The organism is Tessaracoccus yangjingae (genome assembly GCF_055326235.1).
The window spans coordinates 78,657-97,510 of record NZ_JBUZNN010000008.1 but is presented as its reverse complement, the minus strand read 5'-3'; the positions used below and the strand labels follow the sequence as shown (position 1 = coordinate 97,510).

The window sequence follows — 18,854 nt, the reverse complement described above, 5'->3', positions numbered from 1 at the left end:
TCGTATGTTCGGGAAACTGGCAATGGCGCTGGTGACAAGCACGGCAATCCTGGTGGCCTCGGCCACCACCGCGACAGGCGAGGATCCTCCGACGGCGGTGACGACGCTGGGGCCCACGGCGGACTGGACGCTCAGTAAGCCGGTGGGCCCGGAAGTCCTCGGCGGCTACGCGATGGGCGAGAGCATCACGCCCGGCGAGCCGCTGCAGCTCAAGATCTCCGGCACCGGCGCGACGGTGACGATCGAGACATTCCGGATGGGCCACTACGACGGTCTCGGCGCGAGCCTGGCGCATCAGACTGCCGACGTGCCGCTGACACCTCAGCCGGCGTGCACGGTGATCGACCGGACGGTGGACTGCTCGGCGTGGACGGTCACGCACACCGTGCCGACGGACGGCTGGGAGCCCGGTCTGTACCTGACCCGGATGACCGACGACCAGGGCAATCAGAGCTACGACGCGACCACGGTGCGGTCGACCTCGCACAGCGGGGCCGTGACCATCATGTCGGCCACCAGCACCCACGCCGCGTACAACTCGATGGGCGGGTACTCGCTGTACGTAGGGCCCAGTGGCCCCGACCGCGCGTACATCGTGAGCCTCAACCGCCCTGGCGAGGGATCCGGGGCCGAGAAGCTGATCCACAACGAACTGGGCGTCATCCAACACCTGGAGTCGCTGGGCGTTCCGCTCTCCTACACCACCAACGCGGCGCTGCACCGCGGCGCGGCCGAGTTCGCGGGGTCCCGGGCGCTCGTCACGCTCGGACACGACGAGTACTGGTCCGTGGAGATGCGGGCCAGCGCGCAGACGCTGCGGGATCAGGGCACCAACCTCGTCTTCCTCGGGGCCAACTCGATCTTCTGGAGGACACGCTGGAGCGACGACTTCTCCCGCGTCATCTCGTACAAGTCGGCCACCCTCGACCCGGTGCAGAGCGAGCAGACCACGGTGAAGTTCCGGGATCAGCCGTATCCCAACCCGGAGGCCCGGCTGATGGGCTCCCAGTACGACTGCGACGGAGCGGCCGCCAACACCGACCTGGTGGTCACCAACCCCGACTTCTGGGCGTTCCGGGGCACCGGCGCCGCCGTCGGCACCCGGTACGCGGGCCTCATCGGGTACGAGGTGGACAAGGCGGGACCCGAGTCGCCGACGTCGGTGCACATCGCCGCGCACAGCACCTACCCCTGCACCTCGCGGACCGGGGTCTCGGACGTCACGTACTACGTGGCCCCGTCCCAGGCCGGCGTGGTCAACCTCGGAACGATGGGGCTGGCGCACGCGCTCGACGCGTCGTCGACCGCCCCGCAGCGTTCGATCGACTTCGCGAGGACCGTGATCGGCACCCTCATCACCGAGGCGGCCCAGGGACCCCTGGGCGAGCGCTTCGTGGAGGCCTCGAACTACTCGACCGTGTACCCGGACCAGGCACTGGACGTGTACTCGACCCCCGGCTACCACACGGTCAACGGGCGCGAGTGGCGCACCACATGCGAGGCGTACTCCAGCAAGGTCGACCGCTGCCGCACCGACATCCGGGCCACCCAGGTGACCTACGTGGGCGGCCGGTTCGTGCCGAGGACCGACTGGTACTTCAACAACCTCACCTACCTGGCCTCGCCCCGCAGCGACTGGTCCGCCAACCCTCTGGGCTGGTACGGCCAGACCGGTCCGCTGGAGGAGACCTGGACCTCCGGCGGCCGGCAGTGGAAGACCGAGTGCGACACGGCGGTCACCGGCAAGGGCGGCTGCCGGGTCTACATCTACGGGTCCTTCATCACCTCACGCCTCAGCTCCTCCGGCAACCGGATCTACTTCTGGTCCAAGGGCTGGATCTTCAACAACATGGTGCGCTTCACGTCATAGGGCCTAGTCCTGAAGGGGCGAGCCCGGCGGGTCCGGCTGAAACTGAGCCGGGCCTGAGGATAGTCTCAGGTGGCAGAGGTTCATCCAAGGGGAATGATGAGACACCTGAGATCAGCGTTGATCATGCTTGCAGTCGTAGCCACCACCGCTTTCGGTGCGGGCGTGCCCGTCCTGGCGGACGAGCCGCCGCCGCCAACGCCCGGCTCCACGGCCACCCCCTCGGGGCCCGCGGAGCCGGGTGAGGAGCCCTCGTCGCCCTTACCCTCAACCTCACCTTCACCCGATCCGGGCGACAGTCCGGGGGCATCGCCGACGGCGGAGCCTGCCCCCACCGTCGAGCCCGATCCCACCGTCGAGCCGGGCGCTCCAGCGGAGCCGGCCACGCCGGTGTCGCCGGAGCCCTCGGCAGGCGCCGAGCCGTCCGTGTCGACCAGCGGCGAGCCGCAGACCGACCTGGCGCCGCAGGCCGTGATTCCGATGGCCGTGCCTGCGACGACCTGGCGGATCACGAACCTCGCGGGCGAGGCGGACCTCGGCGGCTACTCGGTGGGCGAGAGCCTGGCGCCGGGTGAGGACATGCGGCTCAAGGTCAGCGGCACTGCCGCGACCGTGCAGATGGACGTCTACCGCATGGGGCACTACGACGGCGCGGGCGCCGCCCTGGTGGCCCAGGCCGTCGCCCCGCTCACCGCGCAGCCCGCCTGCTCCACCGCGAACCGGACGGTTGACTGCTCTGCCTGGAGCGTGACCTACACCTTCACCACCGACGGCTGGGAGCCCGGCGTCTACTTCACGAAGCTCACCGACAACCTCGGGCGCGAGCGCTACGTCCCAACCATCATCCGTTCGGCCGACCACGCCGGGACCGTCGTCGTGATGTCGGCGACGAGCAACCACGCGGCCTACAACTACTTCGGCCAGTACTCCCTCTACAAGGGCCCCACCGGCTACGCCGACCGCTCCACAACCGTCAGCCTGCACCGCCCCGAGAGCGGCAACGGCGCCCAGAAGATCTGGGACTACGAACTGGGCCTCATCCAGTACCTCGAGTCGCTGAACGTGCCGCTGTCCTACACGTCCAACGCCGGGCTGCACCGGGGAGGAGCGGCCTTTGACGACGCCTTGGCGCTGGTGGCGCTGGGCCACGACGAGTACTGGACCGTGCAGATGAAGGCGAACGCGCAGGAGCTGCGCGACAACGGAACCAACCTCATCTTCCTGGGCTCCGACGCCATCTACTGGCGGATGCGCTGGAACGGCGACTTCACGACGGTGACCACCTATCGCGAGGAGGCGCTCGACCCGGTCAAGAACTCCCCGGAGACCACCACCCTGTTCCGCTCCGACCCCTTCCCCGATCCCGAGGCGGGGCTCATCGGCTCGATGTACGACTGCTACGGCCACAACCCGCGGACGGATCTCGTGGTGTACAACCCTGACTTCTGGGCGTTCCGGGGAACGGGCGCGACGAAGGGGTCCGCCTACGCCGGTCTCATCGGGCACGAGGTGGACAAGGCCGGGCCGGCCTCTCCGGCGTCGGTCCACATCGCGGCGCACAGCACCTACAACTGCGCCGACCGAACGGGCCTCTCGGACCTCACCTACTACGTGGCTCCGTCGGGCGCCGGGGTGCTCAACCTCGGCACGATGGGCTTCGCGATGTCGCTGACGCCCGGCGCCACGGTCACGGACCGCTCGCTGCAGTTCGTCAGGACGGTGGTGGCCACCATCGTCCGCGAGGCCGCCGTCGGGCCGTTGGGGCAGCGCTTCACGGAGGAGCCGAACCTCGACGAGGTGTACTCGACGCCCACGCCGGAACCGGAGCCGTTCGACGTCTACACCACGCCCGGCACCCACACCTACAACGGGCGCCAGTGGCGCACCGCCTGTGCCGCGTACTCCTCGCAGATCGACCGGTGCCGCACGGACATCCTGGCCACGCAGGTCACCTCGGTCAACGGCGCCTTCGTCTCGAAGACGGACTGGTACTTCAACAACCTCACATACAAGGCGTCCCCGCGCAGCCTGTGGGTGGGCAACGCCCTCGGCGGTTACGGCACTCCTGGGCCGAAGAACTTCACCTGGACCTCCGGCGGCCGCGAGTGGAGGACCGAGTGCGACACCGCGGTGAGCGGTGGCGGCGGCTGCCGCGCCTACATCTGGGGCTCGTTCATCACCTCGCGCCTCGACTCCGCGGGAAACCGGGTCTACTACTGGTCCAAGGGCTGGATCTTCAACAACATCGTCCGGTTCACTGCCTAGTCGCGCGACGGGCGGGGGCAGGATCGGCGGTCTAGGCTGGCCACCATGGAACCTCTCCTCGCCCTCGTCGCGAACTCCAAGGACGGCACCATCACCACGCTGCGGGTGGCCGACGGCCCCCTGACCGAGGTGGCCACCACGCGCGTGGCCCCCGGCCTGCCCCTCACGGTGGACCGGGCCCGCGGGCTCGTCTTCGCCGGCACCAGCGAGCCCCGGGGAGTCACAGTCCTACGGCTGGATCCCTCCGGATCGCTGGAGACCCTCGGCAGCTACCCCGCCCACGGGGCGTCGGTGTACCTCACGCTGTCCTCCGACGGCTCCCTGCTGTACAGCGCGTCCTACCACGACCACCTGGGTGAGGCCTGGCGCGTCGGCGAGGACGGGGCCTTGACCCCGATCGGCGAACCGATCCCCCGGCAGAACATGCACAGCGTGCAGCTGAGCGCCGACGACAGGTTCGCCTACTTCGTCTCGCTCCGCGAGGATCTGGTGGCGCAGTTCGCCGTCGGCGACGACGGCGCGCTCACGCCGCTGGACCCGCCCGTCGCCCCTGCCCCGGAGGGTTCGGGACCCCGGCACCTGATCTTCGACGACGCCGGGACCTCGCTGTACGTCAACACCGAGTACTCCGGAGAGGTGCTGCGCTACGACCGCTCCCCGTCCACCGGGGTGCTGGTGGCGGCTGAGGCGGTGACGGCCATCCCGACGGATCGTGGCCTGTCGCACAGCCGCTTCGGCGCCAAGCCGCGCGAGGAGGACCTCATCTGGTGCTCCGACCTCCACTTCAGCATGGACGGCCGACGTCTCTTCAACGCGGAGCGCACGCGCGGCACCATCACGGCTGTCAGTGTCGCGGCAGACGGCACGCTCGGCGGCGCAACGGCACACTCCGACGTGGTGGCACAGCCGCGACACTTCGTCGTGCTCCCGGACGACACCCTGCTGGTGGCCTCCGAGATCGACCGGGTCGTGGCGCTCTACCGGCCGGACGCCGACGGGGCCCTGACGGAGGTGGCCCGCCACGACGTGGGCCTGGGGGCCAACTGGATCGAGATCGTCACCGGTTGAGTGGTCACCGGTTGAGCGAGGGTGCCCCTGGCTCAGAGGGTGGCCAGGTTGACGTTGGTCAGCTCCGGGTGGTGGCGACGGATCTCGAGCTTGCGCTCCAGGTCCTGGATGATCGGGACGGCGAAGTTCTCCTCGTACAGGGCCTGGCAGCTGCCGAGGCCCCCGGGGCTGAAGACGTTGACCTCCATGAGCTTGTCGCCCACGATGTCCAGGCCGACGAGGAACATGCCGTCCGCAACGAGCTTCGGGCGCACCACGTCCACCATGGCGAGCATCTCGTCGGTGACCTTCACCGCCACCGCCTTGCCGCCGGCGGACATGTTGGAGCGCATGTCGGATCCGGCGGACTTCCGGCGGAACGCCGCGTACTTCCCGTTGACCTTCAGCGGCGTGCCGTTCATCACGAACATGCGCACGTCGCCGTTCTTGGCCTCCTCCAGGTACTCCTGGGTCACCACGTAGCCGTCGCGGGCGATGGCCTCGATGATCTGGTTCAGATTGGGCGACTCGTCGGTGTTGACCAGGAACACGCCGCTGCCGCCTGAGCCCTGCAGCGGCTTCAGCACCGCCTTGCCCCCCAGTTCCTTGACGAACGCGGTGATCTGGGCCTCGTCGCGCGAGATGAGGGTGCGGGGGCGCACCACCTCCGGGAAGTGCTGGAAGTAGGCCTTGGACAGGGCGTTGGCCAGGGAGCCGGGGTCGTTGACCACCAGCACCCCCGTGGAGGCGATCAGCTGCCCGAAGGCGACCCCCGCGTTGTTCGCCCAGGCGGAGCCCTGCGCGTCGTCGGCCGGGTCGCTGCGCAGCATCACCACGTCGAACTCGGAGAGCTTCAGCCGCTCCTCGACGTCGGGGCGCTGGACATCCTCCAGGTAGCGCTCCAGCGAGCGGTAGTTCTTGCCGTCGCCGCCCCGGGCTCGTGCGCTGAGCGAGCCGTCCGGCTCGTAGGCGAAGTTCCCCATCCCGATCAGCCAGGCCTCGTGGCCCAGGTTGGCGGCCTGCATGGCAAGACGGGTGGTGGTGTAGGTGGGCTTCTCTGTCATGACGTCGTTGACGACGAATCCGATCTTCATGGGACAACTCCTTGGATCAGTGCGGTGGGGTCGGTGATGTGGGAGGCGGCATCGAGCCGCCGGCGCCCGGCCTGGTCGTCGAACCAGCGGGGAAGGATCACGGGGGGCCGGAGGATGCCTCGGGCGGCGAGCTCGTCGATGAGCGGCAGGTCCACCAGGGAGAACTTGCCGAGGAACAGGGCGTCGAGGGAGCCACCCCGGCGCAGGTGGGCAAGGAGGTCCAGCAGGCCCCGCAGGTAGATGGCGTCCTTGGTGAGTCCGCCGGAGCGAAAGACGCGCATGACCGTGGTGAACGCGCCCGCGGGGTGGAAGCCCGTGTCCACGAGGGCGGCCCAGCACTCGCGGAACGAGGCCCCGCCGAGCATGCGGTGCACCGTGACCACGCGGCCGGCCAGCTGCCGCAGCCGCGACGCCGTCAGCTCTCCGCAGGCCACCTCGGCCAGGACCGCGAGGCCCTCCTGCGTCTCGTCGTACCCCGAAAGTCCGGTGCCGAGCACCTGGAGCGGTTGGTGGGACCCGTTGACCTGGGTGACCAGATGCGTGCCCACCTCGTGCTGGATGAGCGCCGTCGCGCGTTCGGCCGAGACCGACGACTCGGGCCCGATGAGCAGCAGGTTGCCCGAGACCATCACGCCCGTGGAGTCCGGCCGGATCTCCGCGTGGATGTCGACGTCCGGCTCCAGGGCGCGGTAGTAGTCGATCTCCTCGCGGGCCAGATCCAGGAACTCCTCGGGCGTCAGCCGGTCCCCGCCCCAGGACTGTGGCTCCACCCGTGCGAGAACGGCCTCGGCGGCCGTGAGGAGGTCCGGTCGCACCCCTCCGTAGAGCTCCACGCTGAGTTGGCGGAAGTCCGCTGAGTCCCGGGCGCGCAGCATCGCCAGCTGCAGCCCCAACTCGCGCTTCTTGCCGCCGAGCAGCGCCGCGACACTCCCGTCCTGGACCGCCCCGACGTCGATCCGCTCGAGCACCGTCTGCAGCACCTCCGGGTCGGTCTCGAGGTCGCGGTAGGTGAACGACGGCTCGTCGAGGTCGCCGGCGAGGAAGGCCGCCTTGACGTCGTCGGCGTCGACTGGGGTGACGTCGAGGACGAACCGGAAGCTCTGCCCGAGCTGGGAGAGCTGGTGGTCGATCGCCCGGTCGATGACGGCCAGGGGGTTGGGCTCAGGCATCGGGCAGCGCCCGGAGGACGGGGTCCATGGTGCTGGCGAGCGCGTCGGCGAGGAAGCCGATCCTCTCGTCGTCGGGCTCGCCGGTCCACTCGTCCATGAAGGTCTTCTTGAACTCGATGGCGAGCACGCATCCCACGCCCGGGTAGCGCTCGTGGACCCACCAGGCCAGGTTCTGCCCCTTGAACTTCACGTTCTCGCGGATGTCGAAGCCCTGCCCCAGCATGGAGCCGCGGAAGGCCTCGACCACCGGCGAGAAGCGCTCCAGGTCCACGCTGCCGGTCCCGAGGTTGATCTCGGGGTTCTCCTCCCAGGGCTCGGCGTCGGCCTCCTCTCCGTGCCGTCGATGGTTGTAGGAGTGCACGTCGTAGAGGACGAACGGGCCACGCGCGGCCACCTCGTCGAGGCGCTGCGCCAGCGCGGCGAAGAAGGAGTCGTAGACCTCCCGCGAACGGGCCACCACGTCGTCCGGCAACGGGTCGAGGGACCACATGTGCAGGCCCCAGGCGTCTTCGGGGCGGCGGTAGACGGTCTTCTCGCGCACGCGGTTGAGGTCGGTCTCGAAGCGGGAACGGTGGACGAGAACCCGCGCGGGCGCATGGGAGGCGATCCGGTCCGTGAAGGGGTCCTCCTCGCGGAACCGGTCCTCCTCGCTGAGGATCGACAGCTCCGCGATCTCGGGGCGCAGGTGATGCCCGGCGTGGATCGAGGTGGCGATCAGCTGACCGGACCAGTCTCCGACGAATTCGAAAGCGTCCATACCCCTTCCTACCCGAGGAGGACGCCCGCCAAACGCCATCAGGCCGAAATCGCGTGCTCCTCGATCAGCGCGCGGAGGGCGTCGGCGTCGCACGGCAGGTCGACGACGTGGCGCGGCAGGTCCTCGATGCCGTCGAACCTGTGGGGGCGGGGCGGCACCATGCCGGTGGCCTCGACGATGGTGTCGGCGAACTTCACCGGCAGCGCCGTCTCCAGGACCACGATGCGGCCCTCGACGCCGGAGTTCCGCGCCACGTGCACGGCGTCGGCGGTGTGCGGATCGATCATCACCTTGTCCGCGGCGTACACCCGGCGGATCTCGTCCAGGCGGTCCGCGTGCGTCGAGGTGCCCGCCACGAACCCGTAGCGCTCCAGCTGGCCCGCGAACTCGGGGCTGTCGGTGAGGCTGAATTCGCCGTCGGCAAGGCCGTCGACGAAGAGGGCGCGCAGGCGGGCGGTGTCGCGGCCGATGAGGTCGAAGACGAAGCGCTCGAAGTTCGAGGCCTTCGAGATGTCCATCGACGGCGAGGACGTGGCCAGCGTCTCCGCCGAGCCGCGCACCCGGTACCGCCCGGTGCGGAAGAACTCCTCGAGCACGTTGTTCTCGTTGGTGGCGAGGATCAGCCGGTGGATCGGTAGACCCATCTCGCGGGCGATGTGCCCCGCGGCGATGTTGCCGAAGTTGCCCGACGGCACCGCGAAGCTGATCGGCTCGTCGATCTCAGGCAACTGCAGCCAGGCCGCGAAGTAGTAGACCACCTGGGCCATGAGGCGGGCCCAGTTGATGGAGTTGACGGCCCCCAGCCGGTGCCGGGCCTTGAAGGCCGCGTCGTTGTTGAGCTCCTTGACCAGGTCCTGGCAGTCGTCGAAGACCCCGTCGACGGCGATGTTGACGATGGCCGGGTCGTCGATGGAGAACATCTGGGCCTGCTGGAACGCGGTCATCCGGCCGCGGGGCGAGAGCATGAAGACCCGGACCCCCGGCTTGCCCTGAAGCGCGTACTCGGCCGAGGAGCCGGTGTCGCCAGAGGTGGCGCCGACGATGGTGAGGGTCTCGCCGCGGCGCGCGAGCTCGTAGGCGAACAGCTCGCCCAGCAGTTGCATGGCCATGTCCTTGAACGCCGCAGAGGGGCCGTTGCTCAGATGGGCCAGCCACAGCCCGTCGCTCAGCCGGGTGACGGGCACGACGGCGGGATCGAGGAACTTCGAAGGCTCGTAGGCCCGCTCGACGATGCCGCGCAGGTCCCCCTCCGGGATGTCGTCGACGAACAGCCGCACGATCTCGAACGCCAACGCGGCGTACCCCTTCCCGGCCAGCAGGGTGCGCCACTCCCCCAGCGTCTCCTGCGACACCGCCGGGTAGCGCTCGGGCAGGTAGAGCCCACCGTCGGCGGCGAGGCCCTCGAGCAGGATGTCGCTGAACGGCCTGCCCGGCAGGCCGGTGGTGTCGCGGGTGGAGACGTAACGCATGCGCGCCATGCTACCGAGAACCGACCTGGCCCTCGGACGCCCCGACGGGCGTCACGGTTTCCCACGCCGGCAACTCCCCGACCCCCGATCAGCCCTCAAACCAGCTTGGTGCGAGATGGTGCTTGATATGACACCACGGCAGTGTCATAGTGGAGTCATGGACCTCGATCCCTATCTGGATGCGCTCCGAGGCGACCTCGCCAAGGCCACCGCGCTGGCCGACGATCACACCCGCAGCGTCGCGGAGCGCCTGTTGGCCGCGTTGGAGCCCGCCCTGCGGCTGCGGTTGGTCGAGACGCTCACCGACGCGGCGGCGTCACTCAGCGCTGAACTGGGGGACGTCGTGGAGGTGCGCATGGACGGCCGGGACCCGGTGTGGTGGGTACAGCACCATCGTTCGGTGGATCCGGAGGAGCCCACGCTGGCACTCCCCGAGGGCGACACGGACGGCACGGCCCGCATCACCCTCCGCCTGCCGGAGTCAGTCAAGACGAGGGCGGACAGCGCGGCGGACGCCGCCGGACTGTCCCTCAACACCTGGATCGTCAACGCGGTCCGCGCCCATCTCGCCGGGGTTGCTGGCCGCGGCCCCGGCGTCCGCACCGATCGCCGGATCACCGGCTGGGCCTGAGAGGGGACCACCATGAGCGCCACCGCAACACTTCGCCGCGAGACCTTCCCTGCATCCGCTGTGACGACGCTTCAGGTGTGGGTCCAGGCTGCCGACGTCACCGTCCGGCACGAGGCCACCGACACGTGCACGATCGAGGTGGCATGCCACGACGAGGCGGACCTCGGCCAGGTCGAGTTCTCGACGGCCGGCGACGTCGTCGGTGTGCGCGTGCCACCCCTCCTCGCCGAGCAGTCGGGGCGCCGCGGACTCGCCATCGATCTCGGCTTCATGAGCCTCTCGCTGGGCGACGCGCGGGCCCGTGGCGTGACGGTCACCGCCGTGGTGCCCGAGGGCGCGTCCGTGCAGGTCGAATCGAAGTCCGGGGACGTCGTGGTCAGTGGGCGCTCGGCACGGGTGAAGCTCCGGACCGGGTCGGGTGCCGTCACGATCGAGGAGGCCGACGAGGCCGTGCTGGCCACCGGGTCGGGTGACGTGACGGCCGGGCGCATCCACGCCGACGGGCAGGTCCGCTCGGGATCCGGCGACGTCCGGGTGCGGCACTCCTCCGGCACGCTGACCGCCGCGACGGGGTCAGGCGACCTGGACGTGGCGCTGTTCGACGGCACCGCCCTCACTCTGCGGACGGCGTCCGGCGACGTCAGCGTCGGCCTGCCGACCGGCGTTCCGATCTGGCAGGACGTCCGGTCGACCAGCGGGGACGTGGACGCCCGCCTAGAGCCGGCCGGCCAGCCGGCAGAGGGGGCCCCTTTCATCACGGTGAGGGTGACCACGGCGTCGGGCGATATCACGCTGCGCAACGCCTGACACTCGGCCCGAGGGAAGGCCTCTACTCCGGCCTCTCGAAGACGACCAGCACACCTTCCACGCCGCCAGGGCCAATTCGTCCCTTCACGTCGACGGACGTGATGGTCTTGAGCGTCCAGCCACCTCGCGCCTCCTCGTTGAGGATCTTCTCCAGCTTGCTCCCAGACATCTTTCCGCCGAGAAGTCCTTCGCGCAGCTCAACAACCTTGTATCGCATGACGTCAAAGTATCGGCTGACGGAGATGCCGGCTCCAGATCAGGCTCTTTCCCCTCCCGCCGGGCCTGGCTGGCCGGTGCTGAGAGGATGGGCGTGTGAGTGACATGGGTCGGAGACCGGGCAGCCTGCCGGTGGCGGTGGCAGGTCTTGTTGTGTCTCTTCTGCCTGGGTTGGCGGCGTTCTTGCCTGGGTTCGCGCGCGTGGCGTGGAACCTTGGTGACCCCATCCAGCGGACCTACCTGACGGTCCCGCGGGTGGCCCTGCTGATCTTCCTCCTGGCTGTTGTCCTCGCGCCCTTCGTGGGAGCCGTCGCCTGTCTGGTCCTCGCTCGCCGCCGTGGCCTCTCGCGGTCGAGCGCGGTGTGGGTGGCCTCGCTTGTTGCGCTCGGGCTGGGTATGTTCGCGGCCTACGCGGTGTCCATGACCGGAGGTGGGTTCTGATGCGCCTTCACGGCGGCTGTGGCCAGGGGTGGTGGCTCATGGTCGGTGAGTTGATCGGGATAGTGCCGCTGTGAGTGTTCGTGTGCGGGGGATGGAGCTGTGGCCGGATGGCGGTCGAGTCGGCCGGCCCTGGGTCAAAGGCGCGCGGGGCGCCGATGCCCTCGCCCGCGCGGGTGCGCCGATCAAGACTCAACTGGGAGAACTGCTGACCGGCCATGAGATTCGGCTGCGTTCGACACTGCTGAGGGTCCAGGTCGACGATGTGCCGGCACCTGGCCCCGCAGTGTTGATCACGGTGTTCGACGACCTCACAGGCGGACTCGAATCGGCGCGGGTGGCCGTCCCTGACAGCGTGGCCGATCTGGACCCGGCGACACGGTGGTGGCTGGCGTTGCAGGTACTCCTGGAGACCGCCTCAGCACTCCAACAAGGAACCGGAGACCGGCTAGATCGGCAACAGATCGAAAACAGATGCTGGCACGCGGAGCAACGGCGGTAGCCGCATCGCGGTGGATCTCATCCCCGGGCCGCCGGCACCGCGCTCGTGTAGTGACAGTCCTACCCGTGGACCAGCCGCAGCTGAGATGGATCGACGTCCTAGACGCCCGCACCGGCCAGCTCGTGGGCGCCAGCCCGACCGCCTCCGCTGTGGAGGCCGCGGCTAGTCTGCCCCCTCAGCCCCCGCGGTGGACCAGCGCCACAAGCGTGTCTACGTCTTTGCTCGTGGATCACGGTGCGCTCACCCTCGACGTGGAGGAGCTGACCGTCAACCTGGGTGGTCTCTCTCCGGTGCCGACAGCCCCCTGGGTTCCCCTGGCTACCGCGCCCGCGACCCCACCCATCGAGGTGGGCTATTTCTCCACCAACGATCCGACGCGTCCCAGCGTGGTCGAGTTCGGCGGCATCAACGGTGAACCACATCGCCTCTCAGCCGCGCACCGGCCCGCGTGGGGCGCCCTGGAACCCGCCCACGGGGCCCGGTTGACGGCCTGGTGGCAGACCTCCGGCCTAGCGACCCTCCACCTCTCAGCGTCCACCGATGCGACGGGAGAGCCTGCGCGGGTGGTCACTCGGTGCGACGGCCGCGACCTGTGGGTGGACGTGGAAATCGACCCGCGGCAAGCCCAGCAGCTTGAGCCGGACGAGGTCGCCGAACAGGCACTGCGCCAGGCTGTCACCAGCGCGGCCGTGATCCCGCCCTGCACCATCTAGCCGACACCCGACGAGGGACGAGACCCGCCTCGACAGCGGCATGAGCGTGCGTGCGGAATGCGGCATCCTCGACGCGTGAGTGGTTTCTTTGAGCGACGCAGAGAGCGCCGGCTGCGGGTACGCCGGCTACGCGAGTTGGGCGACTGTCCCGAGTGTCGGCATCCCTGGCTTGAGCACTTCGGCACCGGCAATGACATGGCTGGCATGTGTGGCGAGTGCGCCTACGAGTTTGAGCACGAGCAGCGGGAGTCCTCAGCGCCCGGGTGCCGCCTCCCCTGCCCACCTGTGGATTGACTCACCCGTCGCGGGAGATACGAGTGTCTGGGGAGCACGCGGGTAGCTGACGGACTTCGCGTCCGGCAGGCTGTGGCCATGCTCGTGCGCTCCGTTGATCCCCGGGACCAGACCTGGGAGGTCACCCATCCCCGCTACCACGTCTACTTCCACGATGCCCACGGTGCGGCAGAGGAACTCGAGATCACCGGAGCCGATGTCTCCGAGATTTTGGACTGGGCAGAGACCGAGCGACGCGGCAGAACCTACGTGCTCTACGTCTGCGCCCCGCTCAACGGTCTGGGCCTGGTCCGACTTGAAGGCAGCGACCCCAACGAGCAGTAGAAAGCCCCTGGTCGCGGCAGATCGGGATGTTCCCGACACTTGACCGGCACATGCTCGCAAGTTGACTTGGATCGATGGAGGATCCAGTCATCGCCCCGTCCGCGCTCAAGCATGGCCTTGGTGAACCCGAGATCCTCCACGCCTAGCGCAACCCGGTCCGGATCTGGGATCTCGGCGACGGGTTCACCATGATCATGGGTCCCAACCAGTCCGCGATCTTCTTGGAGGTCGGCTATATCGATGGCGATCAAGTGCACGTCATCGTCCACGCAATGAAAGCCCGCGAGAGGTTTCTGAGGTGATGACCATGCCACGCACTGTTGACGAGATCCTGCAGCACGCCGACGAGCTGGCGGCGCGCTTCGAGTCCTACGAACCCAATCCCGACGACGAACTCGACGCCGGTGCAGTTGCCATGCTCCGAGCAGCGGTTGCGGAGCGATCCGAGGCCGAGCGCCACGTGATTGATGCCATCCGCGCAGCCCGCGAAGCCGGCATGCCATGGTCGGCGATCGGCGCCTTCGTCGGCACAAGCGGAGAGGCCGCCCGCCAGCGCTACGCAAGCAAGGTCGCCTGGAGCACCAGGCGCGGCATGAGCGGACGTGGTGCTGGTCCCGTCATCGGTGGAGAGCGTCTTCGTCACGGCGCCAGTCGGAGAAGTGGACCATCGGTGCCGCCCTCGGCTGCACGAGACTCTGCTGCAGCCTCGTCATTGCGTACTCGAGGTAGGAGACCGAGATCGCCCTCCAGTACGGATGAGGTTCGGCGAGCGGGAAGTTAGCCATGCTGGCGTCCAGGGAGGCGAGCGAAACACCGCCGAAGTAATTCCCGACGGCCACACGCACGTCAAAGCGAACGCTGCGTATCCCCGGAGGGAGTGTTGAAGCGTGTTGCATGCACAGCGACTCAAACTCATTCACGGCTGCAGCTACGTCCTCCGAATCCCAGTTCCGCACGCTGGATTCGTGCAGCAACGCGCGCAATCGCGCCAGCGAAGGAAGGAGCCTGTCCACGGCCGCGGCATGCGCGCTGGTCGCACGTTGTGCCCGTAGGGTCCACCGAGCGACGAGCCAGGATCCGACGAGAGAGACGACAACGGTGAGGACGCTCTCCACCATTTCTGACACTTGCATGGGGCAATCCTCTCCTGGAGCTCCGACAGAAGCTCAGAGATGCCCCGCCCAGATAGAGCAACCCGCCTCCTGGACAGGATGGTCAGGTAGCTCATCGCGGCATGTGCGGATGTCGGCGCGTAGCTCGGAACCACACGGATCGTCGTTCCTACCCCTCGAGTGGCGAGACGGGGGATCGCCGCCGCCGATATGTGTCACTTCGATCGGATCGACCCCGACCAAAGGGTTCGGCGGCCGAGGACGTCCGCAGAGACTACCTCGATGACGCTGGGACTGATCCGCGTTGAGGCCAGGGACTCAGCCCTCCGCGGCTGACCCGAGTCCCGCGCGGCCCATCCCCAGAGCTCGGCACATGTCCCCTCGATCTCGCGAAGGAGAATGTCATGGGTGTCCGGCGTCGCGTACCCCAACGCCCACAACACCACGGGGCGCTTGCCCGTCCGACGCACCTGGACGAACCCCGCAGAGATCCCCGAGAAGAAGTTCACGTCCCAGATCTCGAACTCCTCGATCGAGGAGACATCAATGCTCCTCGCAGCGACCAGACCGCGGTAAATGACCTGCGGCGACGACTGCGACACCGACAATCCCGCGATGAAGAACGCCCGGTAGCCGACGATCAGGGCCGGGCTGGCAACGGCCAGCCAAAGCGCGACGCAAGACACGCTGGATGGTGGCGAGAATGACACCCACGTCAGAGCAAGCCAGAGCAGCACCGGCGCCATCCACAACCAGCGGACCCACCTCAGTAACGCTGCCCGAGACCCAGCTCCGCCACTGACCATCAACGACACCCTCCTGCTGATGCCGATCCATCGTGCATCGGAACTCTACCGGCAGGCCTTGTCGCGGACCGTCTCGTATGCCCGAGACCCAGCTGGAGGGCGATCGTGCTCGGGGACACCGAACCCCGGAGGCCACCCGTCACAGACCGCGGTATGAGCATGCACGGGGCCCGGCCCGCAGATGACTCTCGATGGCTCGGGCGGCATTGGTGGTGGGGCAGACTGGAGGCGTGCCCGGGAACGCTGAATCCAACCGCCACCTTATGGTCAGAGGGCGCTGGCCCCTGCTATCGATCCTGCTGTTGGTGACACTCGCGATTCCTGCTTGCAGCTGGATTGCTCCGACACGGCCCTGGAGCGCCGGCTATGTGATCATGGAGAACGGGAATCTTGTTGCCAAGCTTGTCTGTGGAGAGTTCTCATCTGTCCAGGTTGAGCAAGATGGTTCTTCAACCGCTTCTGTTGTTTGGACAGCGCAGAGCACGGGCTCCGGCGCCGCCACTAGCCTCCCTCTGCTTCAAACGGACATCCCGGGCTACACGATCAAATCGAATGGAGAGGTCGACCGCGACGAGAATGTACTCGTCACCTATGAGCGCACGGATCTGGTTCTGGGCGGCTCGGTGGAGTTCGTGCCGTCGTCCCTCAAGGAAGACGAGGTCGCCTTCGCTGGCGGCGTTGTGAGGAGTTCGAAGTTCTACCGGATGTCAGACGCAGACTTCGGCTGCATGCGGTGAATCCCAGAGTGGCCTGTCAGGCCCCTCAGCCTGCTCAGGGACCGATTCGGCCGCGAACGCGTCGCGGCAGATGAGTTGGTCAGCTGTAGTGGAAGCGTGCCTGCAGGATGATCAGGTCGTCGCCGTCGACCAGGTACACCAGGCGGTGCTCCTCGGTGATCCGTCGGGACCACGCACCCGCCAGCATATGTCGCAGTGGTTCGGGCTTACCGATTCCGCTGACGGGGTCGCGCATCGCGTCGTCGATGAGGCGGTTGAGCCGTTTGAGTGTCTGCCGGTCGGCTGCCAGCCAGTACGTGTAGTCCGACCACCCGTTCGGTGTGAAGACCAGCCTCATCGAATGAGGTCGTGCTCGTCGCGCTGCCCCGCATGCGCCTGGGCAAGGCTTTCGACCAGGTGTCGTGCGTTGGCGGGCACCCGCAGGAGATGAGCAGTCTCCTCGAGCGCGTCGTAGTCAGCTCGGGACATGAGCACTGCATCGCCCCGCCGGGAAGTGATCTCGACCGGCGTGCGGTCTTCGTTGACCTGCTCGATCAGCGGGAACAGGTTCTTGCGAGCTTCACTTGCGGTGATAGCCATGGCTACCCCTCCTCCATTGGTACTACTTCTTGTACCAGTATGGCATCGAGGTCAAAGATAACCAACCACCCGACCATCGGCATGAGCGCAACACGGGAGATCACCACCCGCGTGACGAGGCCAGCTTCACCGCCGCCCCGGCGACGCTAACTCCTGATGTCGCGGCGCTCGAACAGCGGGACCGTGACCGCGGCGATGAGGACCGTCGCCACCAGGTGGTAGACCACCGCCTCCGTCCGCCTGATCTCGTAGATCACGTCGCCATAGGTGCCGATCCCCTCGACCGAGCCGTGGAGGAGCGCGATGCCCTGCTGGGTGGGCATCAGGTGCAGCAGCCAGGCGGGGGTCTTCACCTGATCGCCGATCCAGAGGGCCAGCACGTTGGCCACGAAGACGCCGACGAGCAGTGCCCCCGCCCCCGAGGCACCGCCCAGCAGCACGGTCAGCAGTGCGCCGACGGCGCCGAGGACGGCCCCGTAGAAGCTCGCCGAGAGCACCAGCGCCAGCAGGCTGGTCGTCGCATCCAGCTCCGAGTACCCGTTCATCGCCACGAACCACACCGCCGAGACGACGGTGCTCGTCACCAGGGCGGTGGCCATGAGGGCGCCGCCGAGCAGGGCCGCGACCGCGGTGCGCGCAGCGACGAGCACCCACCGTCGAGGCGTGAAGGTGAGCTGGGTGCTGATGGCCCCGGAACGCAGGTCCGAGCTCACGTAGAGCATCACGATGAGGAGGACCAGGGCCCCCATCATGGCGGCATAGGGCATGAGCCCGGAGGTCACCACGTCACCGAACGTCCACGGCGTGCGAAGGTAGTCGGCGGCACTGCAGTCGGGGCACTCGCCGGGCGGGATGGTGGCGAGGATCTTGGCGGCCTCCGCGTGATCGGCGGCGCCGAGCGGCCGGGCGCCGTCCATCCACAGCGCGGGCACCATGAGGCTGATGAGCAGCACGCCGACCAGGCTCCACAGGGTGCGGCGCCGGTACCGCAGCCTCGACAGCTCGGCCCGCAGGACGTTCACGCCACCTCCCGGTGCCGGCCCTGCGCCCCGACGAGATCCGCGCCGGCGGTGAGGTCCAGGAAGACGCGTTCCAGGCTCTCCCTGTCCAGCGAGAGGTGGTCCGGCCAGAGGTCCGCGCGGCCGAGCTGCCGCGCGATCTCCGCGGGGTCGGGGGCGGCGCCGTCGCGCCCGAGGACCCGCAGCCCTCCCTCGGCGGGCTCCACCCGCCACCCGCCCCGCTGCAGCACCTCGGCCGCCTCGACGGGCCGGGATATGCCCAGCCTGACGTGCGGTGCGACGCCCGACAGGAACCGCGCCATTGGCCCCTCCGCGACCACCCGGCCCTGCGCGATGATCGACACCGAGTCCGCGATCTGCTCGATCTCCGACAGGATGTGTGAGGCGACCAGCACTGTGATGCCGGCGTCGGCGAGGTCGCGCATGGTGGCGCGGATGTCGCGGATGCCCACGGGGTCCAGCCCGTTGGTGGGTTCGTCGAAGATGAGGAGCTCCGGGCGCTTGAGGAGGGTCGCGGCGATGGCCAGCCGCTGCTTCATGCCGAGGGAGTAGGTGTCGAAGTCACGGTCGGCGTCGGCCGCCAGCCCCACCTCGAGAAGCACCTCGGTGACCCTGCGCCGGTTGACGTCGATGGAGTCGGCCAGCACGTCGAGGTTGTGTCGCCCGGTCATCCTGGGCGCGAACCGGGGCGACTCGACGATGGCGCCCACCCGCCCGATCACCGCGGGCAGGCCGCGCGGCACCTCGTGCCCCAGGAGCCGCACCGTTCCCTCCTGTGCCCTGACCAGGCCCAGGAGGATGCGGATCGACGTGGTCTTGCCAGAGCCGTTGGGGCCCAGGAGCCCGTGGACCCCACCGCGCGGGACCCGCAGGTCCAGGCCGGCCAACACCCGCCGTCGGCCGTAGCGCTTGACGAGGCCCGTGGCCTCCACGGCCCAGTCGGCTCCGCCGTCGGGCCAGGAGATGTGTGACATGCCCCCGACGGTAGTCGCGGCCTGGGCACACGCA

22 protein-coding genes are annotated in these 18,854 nt (G+C 68.4%); 10 read left to right on the top strand and 12 right to left on the bottom strand.

Annotated elements, in window-relative coordinates; translation table 11 throughout:
* Positions 1 to 31: 31 nt before the first annotated feature.
* The 3 genes from ACZK5D_RS12200 (at position 32) to ACZK5D_RS12190 (ending at position 5,200) form a co-directional block, all read left to right on the top strand.
* Entirely contained in the window at positions 32 to 1,870 is a 1,839-nt protein-coding gene (locus ACZK5D_RS12200; RefSeq protein ID WP_463665475.1) for a N,N-dimethylformamidase beta subunit family domain-containing protein, read from the top strand.
* Between the two features lie 123 nt (positions 1,871 to 1,993).
* Positions 1,994 to 4,132: a N,N-dimethylformamidase beta subunit family domain-containing protein gene (locus ACZK5D_RS12195; protein ID WP_463665474.1), complete on the top strand. Its 2,139-nt coding sequence runs from the start codon at positions 1,994 to 1,996 to the stop codon at positions 4,130 to 4,132.
* 45 nt (positions 4,133 to 4,177) lie between these two features.
* Positions 4,178 to 5,200, top strand: a complete 1,023-nt coding sequence (locus tag ACZK5D_RS12190; RefSeq protein ID WP_463665473.1) for a lactonase family protein — start codon at positions 4,178 to 4,180, stop codon at positions 5,198 to 5,200.
* Between the two features lie 32 nt (positions 5,201 to 5,232).
* On the opposite strand, the gene ACZK5D_RS12185 is transcribed toward ACZK5D_RS12190, so the two are convergent.
* Genes ACZK5D_RS12185 through thrC form a run of 4 tightly spaced genes read right to left on the bottom strand, consistent with a single transcriptional unit; the run spans position 5,233 to position 9,668 of the window.
* Positions 5,233 to 6,273, bottom strand: a complete 1,041-nt coding sequence (locus ACZK5D_RS12185) for a glutathione synthetase (RefSeq protein ID WP_463665472.1) — start codon at positions 6,271 to 6,273, stop codon at positions 5,233 to 5,235.
* Entirely contained in the window at positions 6,270 to 7,442 is a 1,173-nt protein-coding gene (locus ACZK5D_RS12180; RefSeq protein ID WP_463665471.1) for a peptidase MATCAP family protein, read from the bottom strand. The genes ACZK5D_RS12185 and ACZK5D_RS12180 overlap by 4 nt, the downstream gene beginning before the upstream one ends.
* On the bottom strand, positions 7,435 to 8,199 hold the full coding sequence (locus ACZK5D_RS12175) for an N-formylglutamate amidohydrolase (RefSeq protein ID WP_463665470.1): 765 nt from the start codon (positions 8,197 to 8,199) through the stop codon (positions 7,435 to 7,437). Before ACZK5D_RS12175 ends, ACZK5D_RS12180 begins: the two co-directional genes overlap by 8 nt.
* A 38-nt stretch (positions 8,200 to 8,237) precedes the next feature.
* Positions 8,238 to 9,668, bottom strand: coding sequence for a threonine synthase (gene thrC / locus ACZK5D_RS12170; RefSeq protein ID WP_463665469.1), 1,431 nt, complete (start codon positions 9,666 to 9,668; stop codon positions 8,238 to 8,240).
* 157 nt (positions 9,669 to 9,825) lie between these two features.
* On the opposite strand from thrC, the gene ACZK5D_RS12165 reads away from it, so the two are divergent.
* Both ACZK5D_RS12165 and ACZK5D_RS12160 read left to right on the top strand, forming a co-directional pair.
* Entirely contained in the window at positions 9,826 to 10,299 is a 474-nt protein-coding gene (locus ACZK5D_RS12165) for a toxin-antitoxin system HicB family antitoxin (RefSeq protein WP_463665468.1), read from the top strand.
* 12 nt (positions 10,300 to 10,311) lie between these two features.
* Positions 10,312 to 11,106, top strand: coding sequence for a DUF4097 family beta strand repeat-containing protein (locus tag ACZK5D_RS12160; RefSeq protein ID WP_463665467.1), 795 nt, complete (start codon positions 10,312 to 10,314; stop codon positions 11,104 to 11,106).
* Between the two features lie 22 nt (positions 11,107 to 11,128).
* On the opposite strand, the gene ACZK5D_RS12155 is transcribed toward ACZK5D_RS12160, so the two are convergent.
* Positions 11,129 to 11,323: a DUF4177 domain-containing protein gene (locus ACZK5D_RS12155; RefSeq protein WP_458995959.1), complete on the bottom strand. Its 195-nt coding sequence runs from the start codon at positions 11,321 to 11,323 to the stop codon at positions 11,129 to 11,131.
* Between the two features lie 200 nt (positions 11,324 to 11,523).
* Here ACZK5D_RS12155 and ACZK5D_RS12150 point away from each other — a divergent pair, with 200 nt between their 5' ends.
* From ACZK5D_RS12150 to ACZK5D_RS12135, 4 genes are all read left to right on the top strand, one after another.
* On the top strand, positions 11,524 to 11,763 hold the full coding sequence (locus ACZK5D_RS12150) for a hypothetical protein (RefSeq protein ID WP_463665466.1): 240 nt from the start codon (positions 11,524 to 11,526) through the stop codon (positions 11,761 to 11,763).
* Between the two features lie 70 nt (positions 11,764 to 11,833).
* Positions 11,834 to 12,262, top strand: a complete 429-nt coding sequence (locus ACZK5D_RS12145) for a hypothetical protein (protein ID WP_463665465.1) — start codon at positions 11,834 to 11,836, stop codon at positions 12,260 to 12,262.
* A 206-nt stretch (positions 12,263 to 12,468) separates the two neighbouring features.
* Positions 12,469 to 12,975, top strand: coding sequence for a hypothetical protein (locus tag ACZK5D_RS12140; RefSeq protein ID WP_463665464.1), 507 nt, complete (start codon positions 12,469 to 12,471; stop codon positions 12,973 to 12,975).
* 372 nt (positions 12,976 to 13,347) lie between these two features.
* Positions 13,348 to 13,593, top strand: a complete 246-nt coding sequence (locus tag ACZK5D_RS12135; protein ID WP_463665463.1) for a hypothetical protein — start codon at positions 13,348 to 13,350, stop codon at positions 13,591 to 13,593.
* Positions 13,594 to 13,840: 247 nt separating this feature from the next.
* Here ACZK5D_RS12135 and ACZK5D_RS12130 read toward each other — a convergent pair whose 3' ends face one another.
* The 3 genes from ACZK5D_RS12130 to ACZK5D_RS12120 form a co-directional block, all read right to left on the bottom strand.
* Positions 13,841 to 14,236, bottom strand: a complete 396-nt coding sequence (locus tag ACZK5D_RS12130; protein ID WP_463665462.1) for a hypothetical protein — start codon at positions 14,234 to 14,236, stop codon at positions 13,841 to 13,843.
* A complete protein-coding gene (locus tag ACZK5D_RS12125; RefSeq protein WP_463665461.1) occupies positions 14,211 to 14,726 on the bottom strand; it encodes a hypothetical protein in 516 nt (171 codons plus the stop codon). Before ACZK5D_RS12125 ends, ACZK5D_RS12130 begins: the two co-directional genes overlap by 26 nt.
* Positions 14,727 to 14,920: 194 nt before the next feature.
* Positions 14,921 to 15,442 carry a hypothetical protein gene (locus tag ACZK5D_RS12120; protein ID WP_463665460.1) on the bottom strand — a complete coding sequence of 174 codons (522 nt, stop codon included), beginning with the start codon at positions 15,440 to 15,442 and terminating at the stop codon, positions 14,921 to 14,923.
* 374 nt (positions 15,443 to 15,816) lie between these two features.
* Between ACZK5D_RS12120 and ACZK5D_RS12115 the strand changes: the two genes are divergently transcribed.
* Entirely contained in the window at positions 15,817 to 16,248 is a 432-nt protein-coding gene (locus ACZK5D_RS12115; RefSeq protein ID WP_463665459.1) for a hypothetical protein, read from the top strand.
* 79 nt (positions 16,249 to 16,327) lie between these two features.
* On the opposite strand, the gene ACZK5D_RS12110 is transcribed toward ACZK5D_RS12115, so the two are convergent.
* From ACZK5D_RS12110 to ACZK5D_RS12095, 4 genes are all read right to left on the bottom strand, one after another.
* Positions 16,328 to 16,585 carry a Txe/YoeB family addiction module toxin gene (locus tag ACZK5D_RS12110; RefSeq protein WP_458995958.1) on the bottom strand — a complete coding sequence of 86 codons (258 nt, stop codon included), beginning with the start codon at positions 16,583 to 16,585 and terminating at the stop codon, positions 16,328 to 16,330.
* A complete protein-coding gene (locus ACZK5D_RS12105) occupies positions 16,582 to 16,827 on the bottom strand; it encodes a type II toxin-antitoxin system Phd/YefM family antitoxin (protein WP_463665458.1) in 246 nt (81 codons plus the stop codon). The genes ACZK5D_RS12110 and ACZK5D_RS12105 overlap by 4 nt, the downstream gene beginning before the upstream one ends.
* A gap of 146 nt (positions 16,828 to 16,973) precedes the next feature.
* Positions 16,974 to 17,849 carry a hypothetical protein gene (locus tag ACZK5D_RS12100; protein ID WP_463665457.1) on the bottom strand — a complete coding sequence of 292 codons (876 nt, stop codon included), beginning with the start codon at positions 17,847 to 17,849 and terminating at the stop codon, positions 16,974 to 16,976.
* Entirely contained in the window at positions 17,846 to 18,820 is a 975-nt protein-coding gene (locus ACZK5D_RS12095; protein WP_463665456.1) for an ABC transporter ATP-binding protein, read from the bottom strand. The genes ACZK5D_RS12100 and ACZK5D_RS12095 overlap by 4 nt, the downstream gene beginning before the upstream one ends.
* Between the last annotated feature and the right edge of the window lie 34 nt (positions 18,821 to 18,854).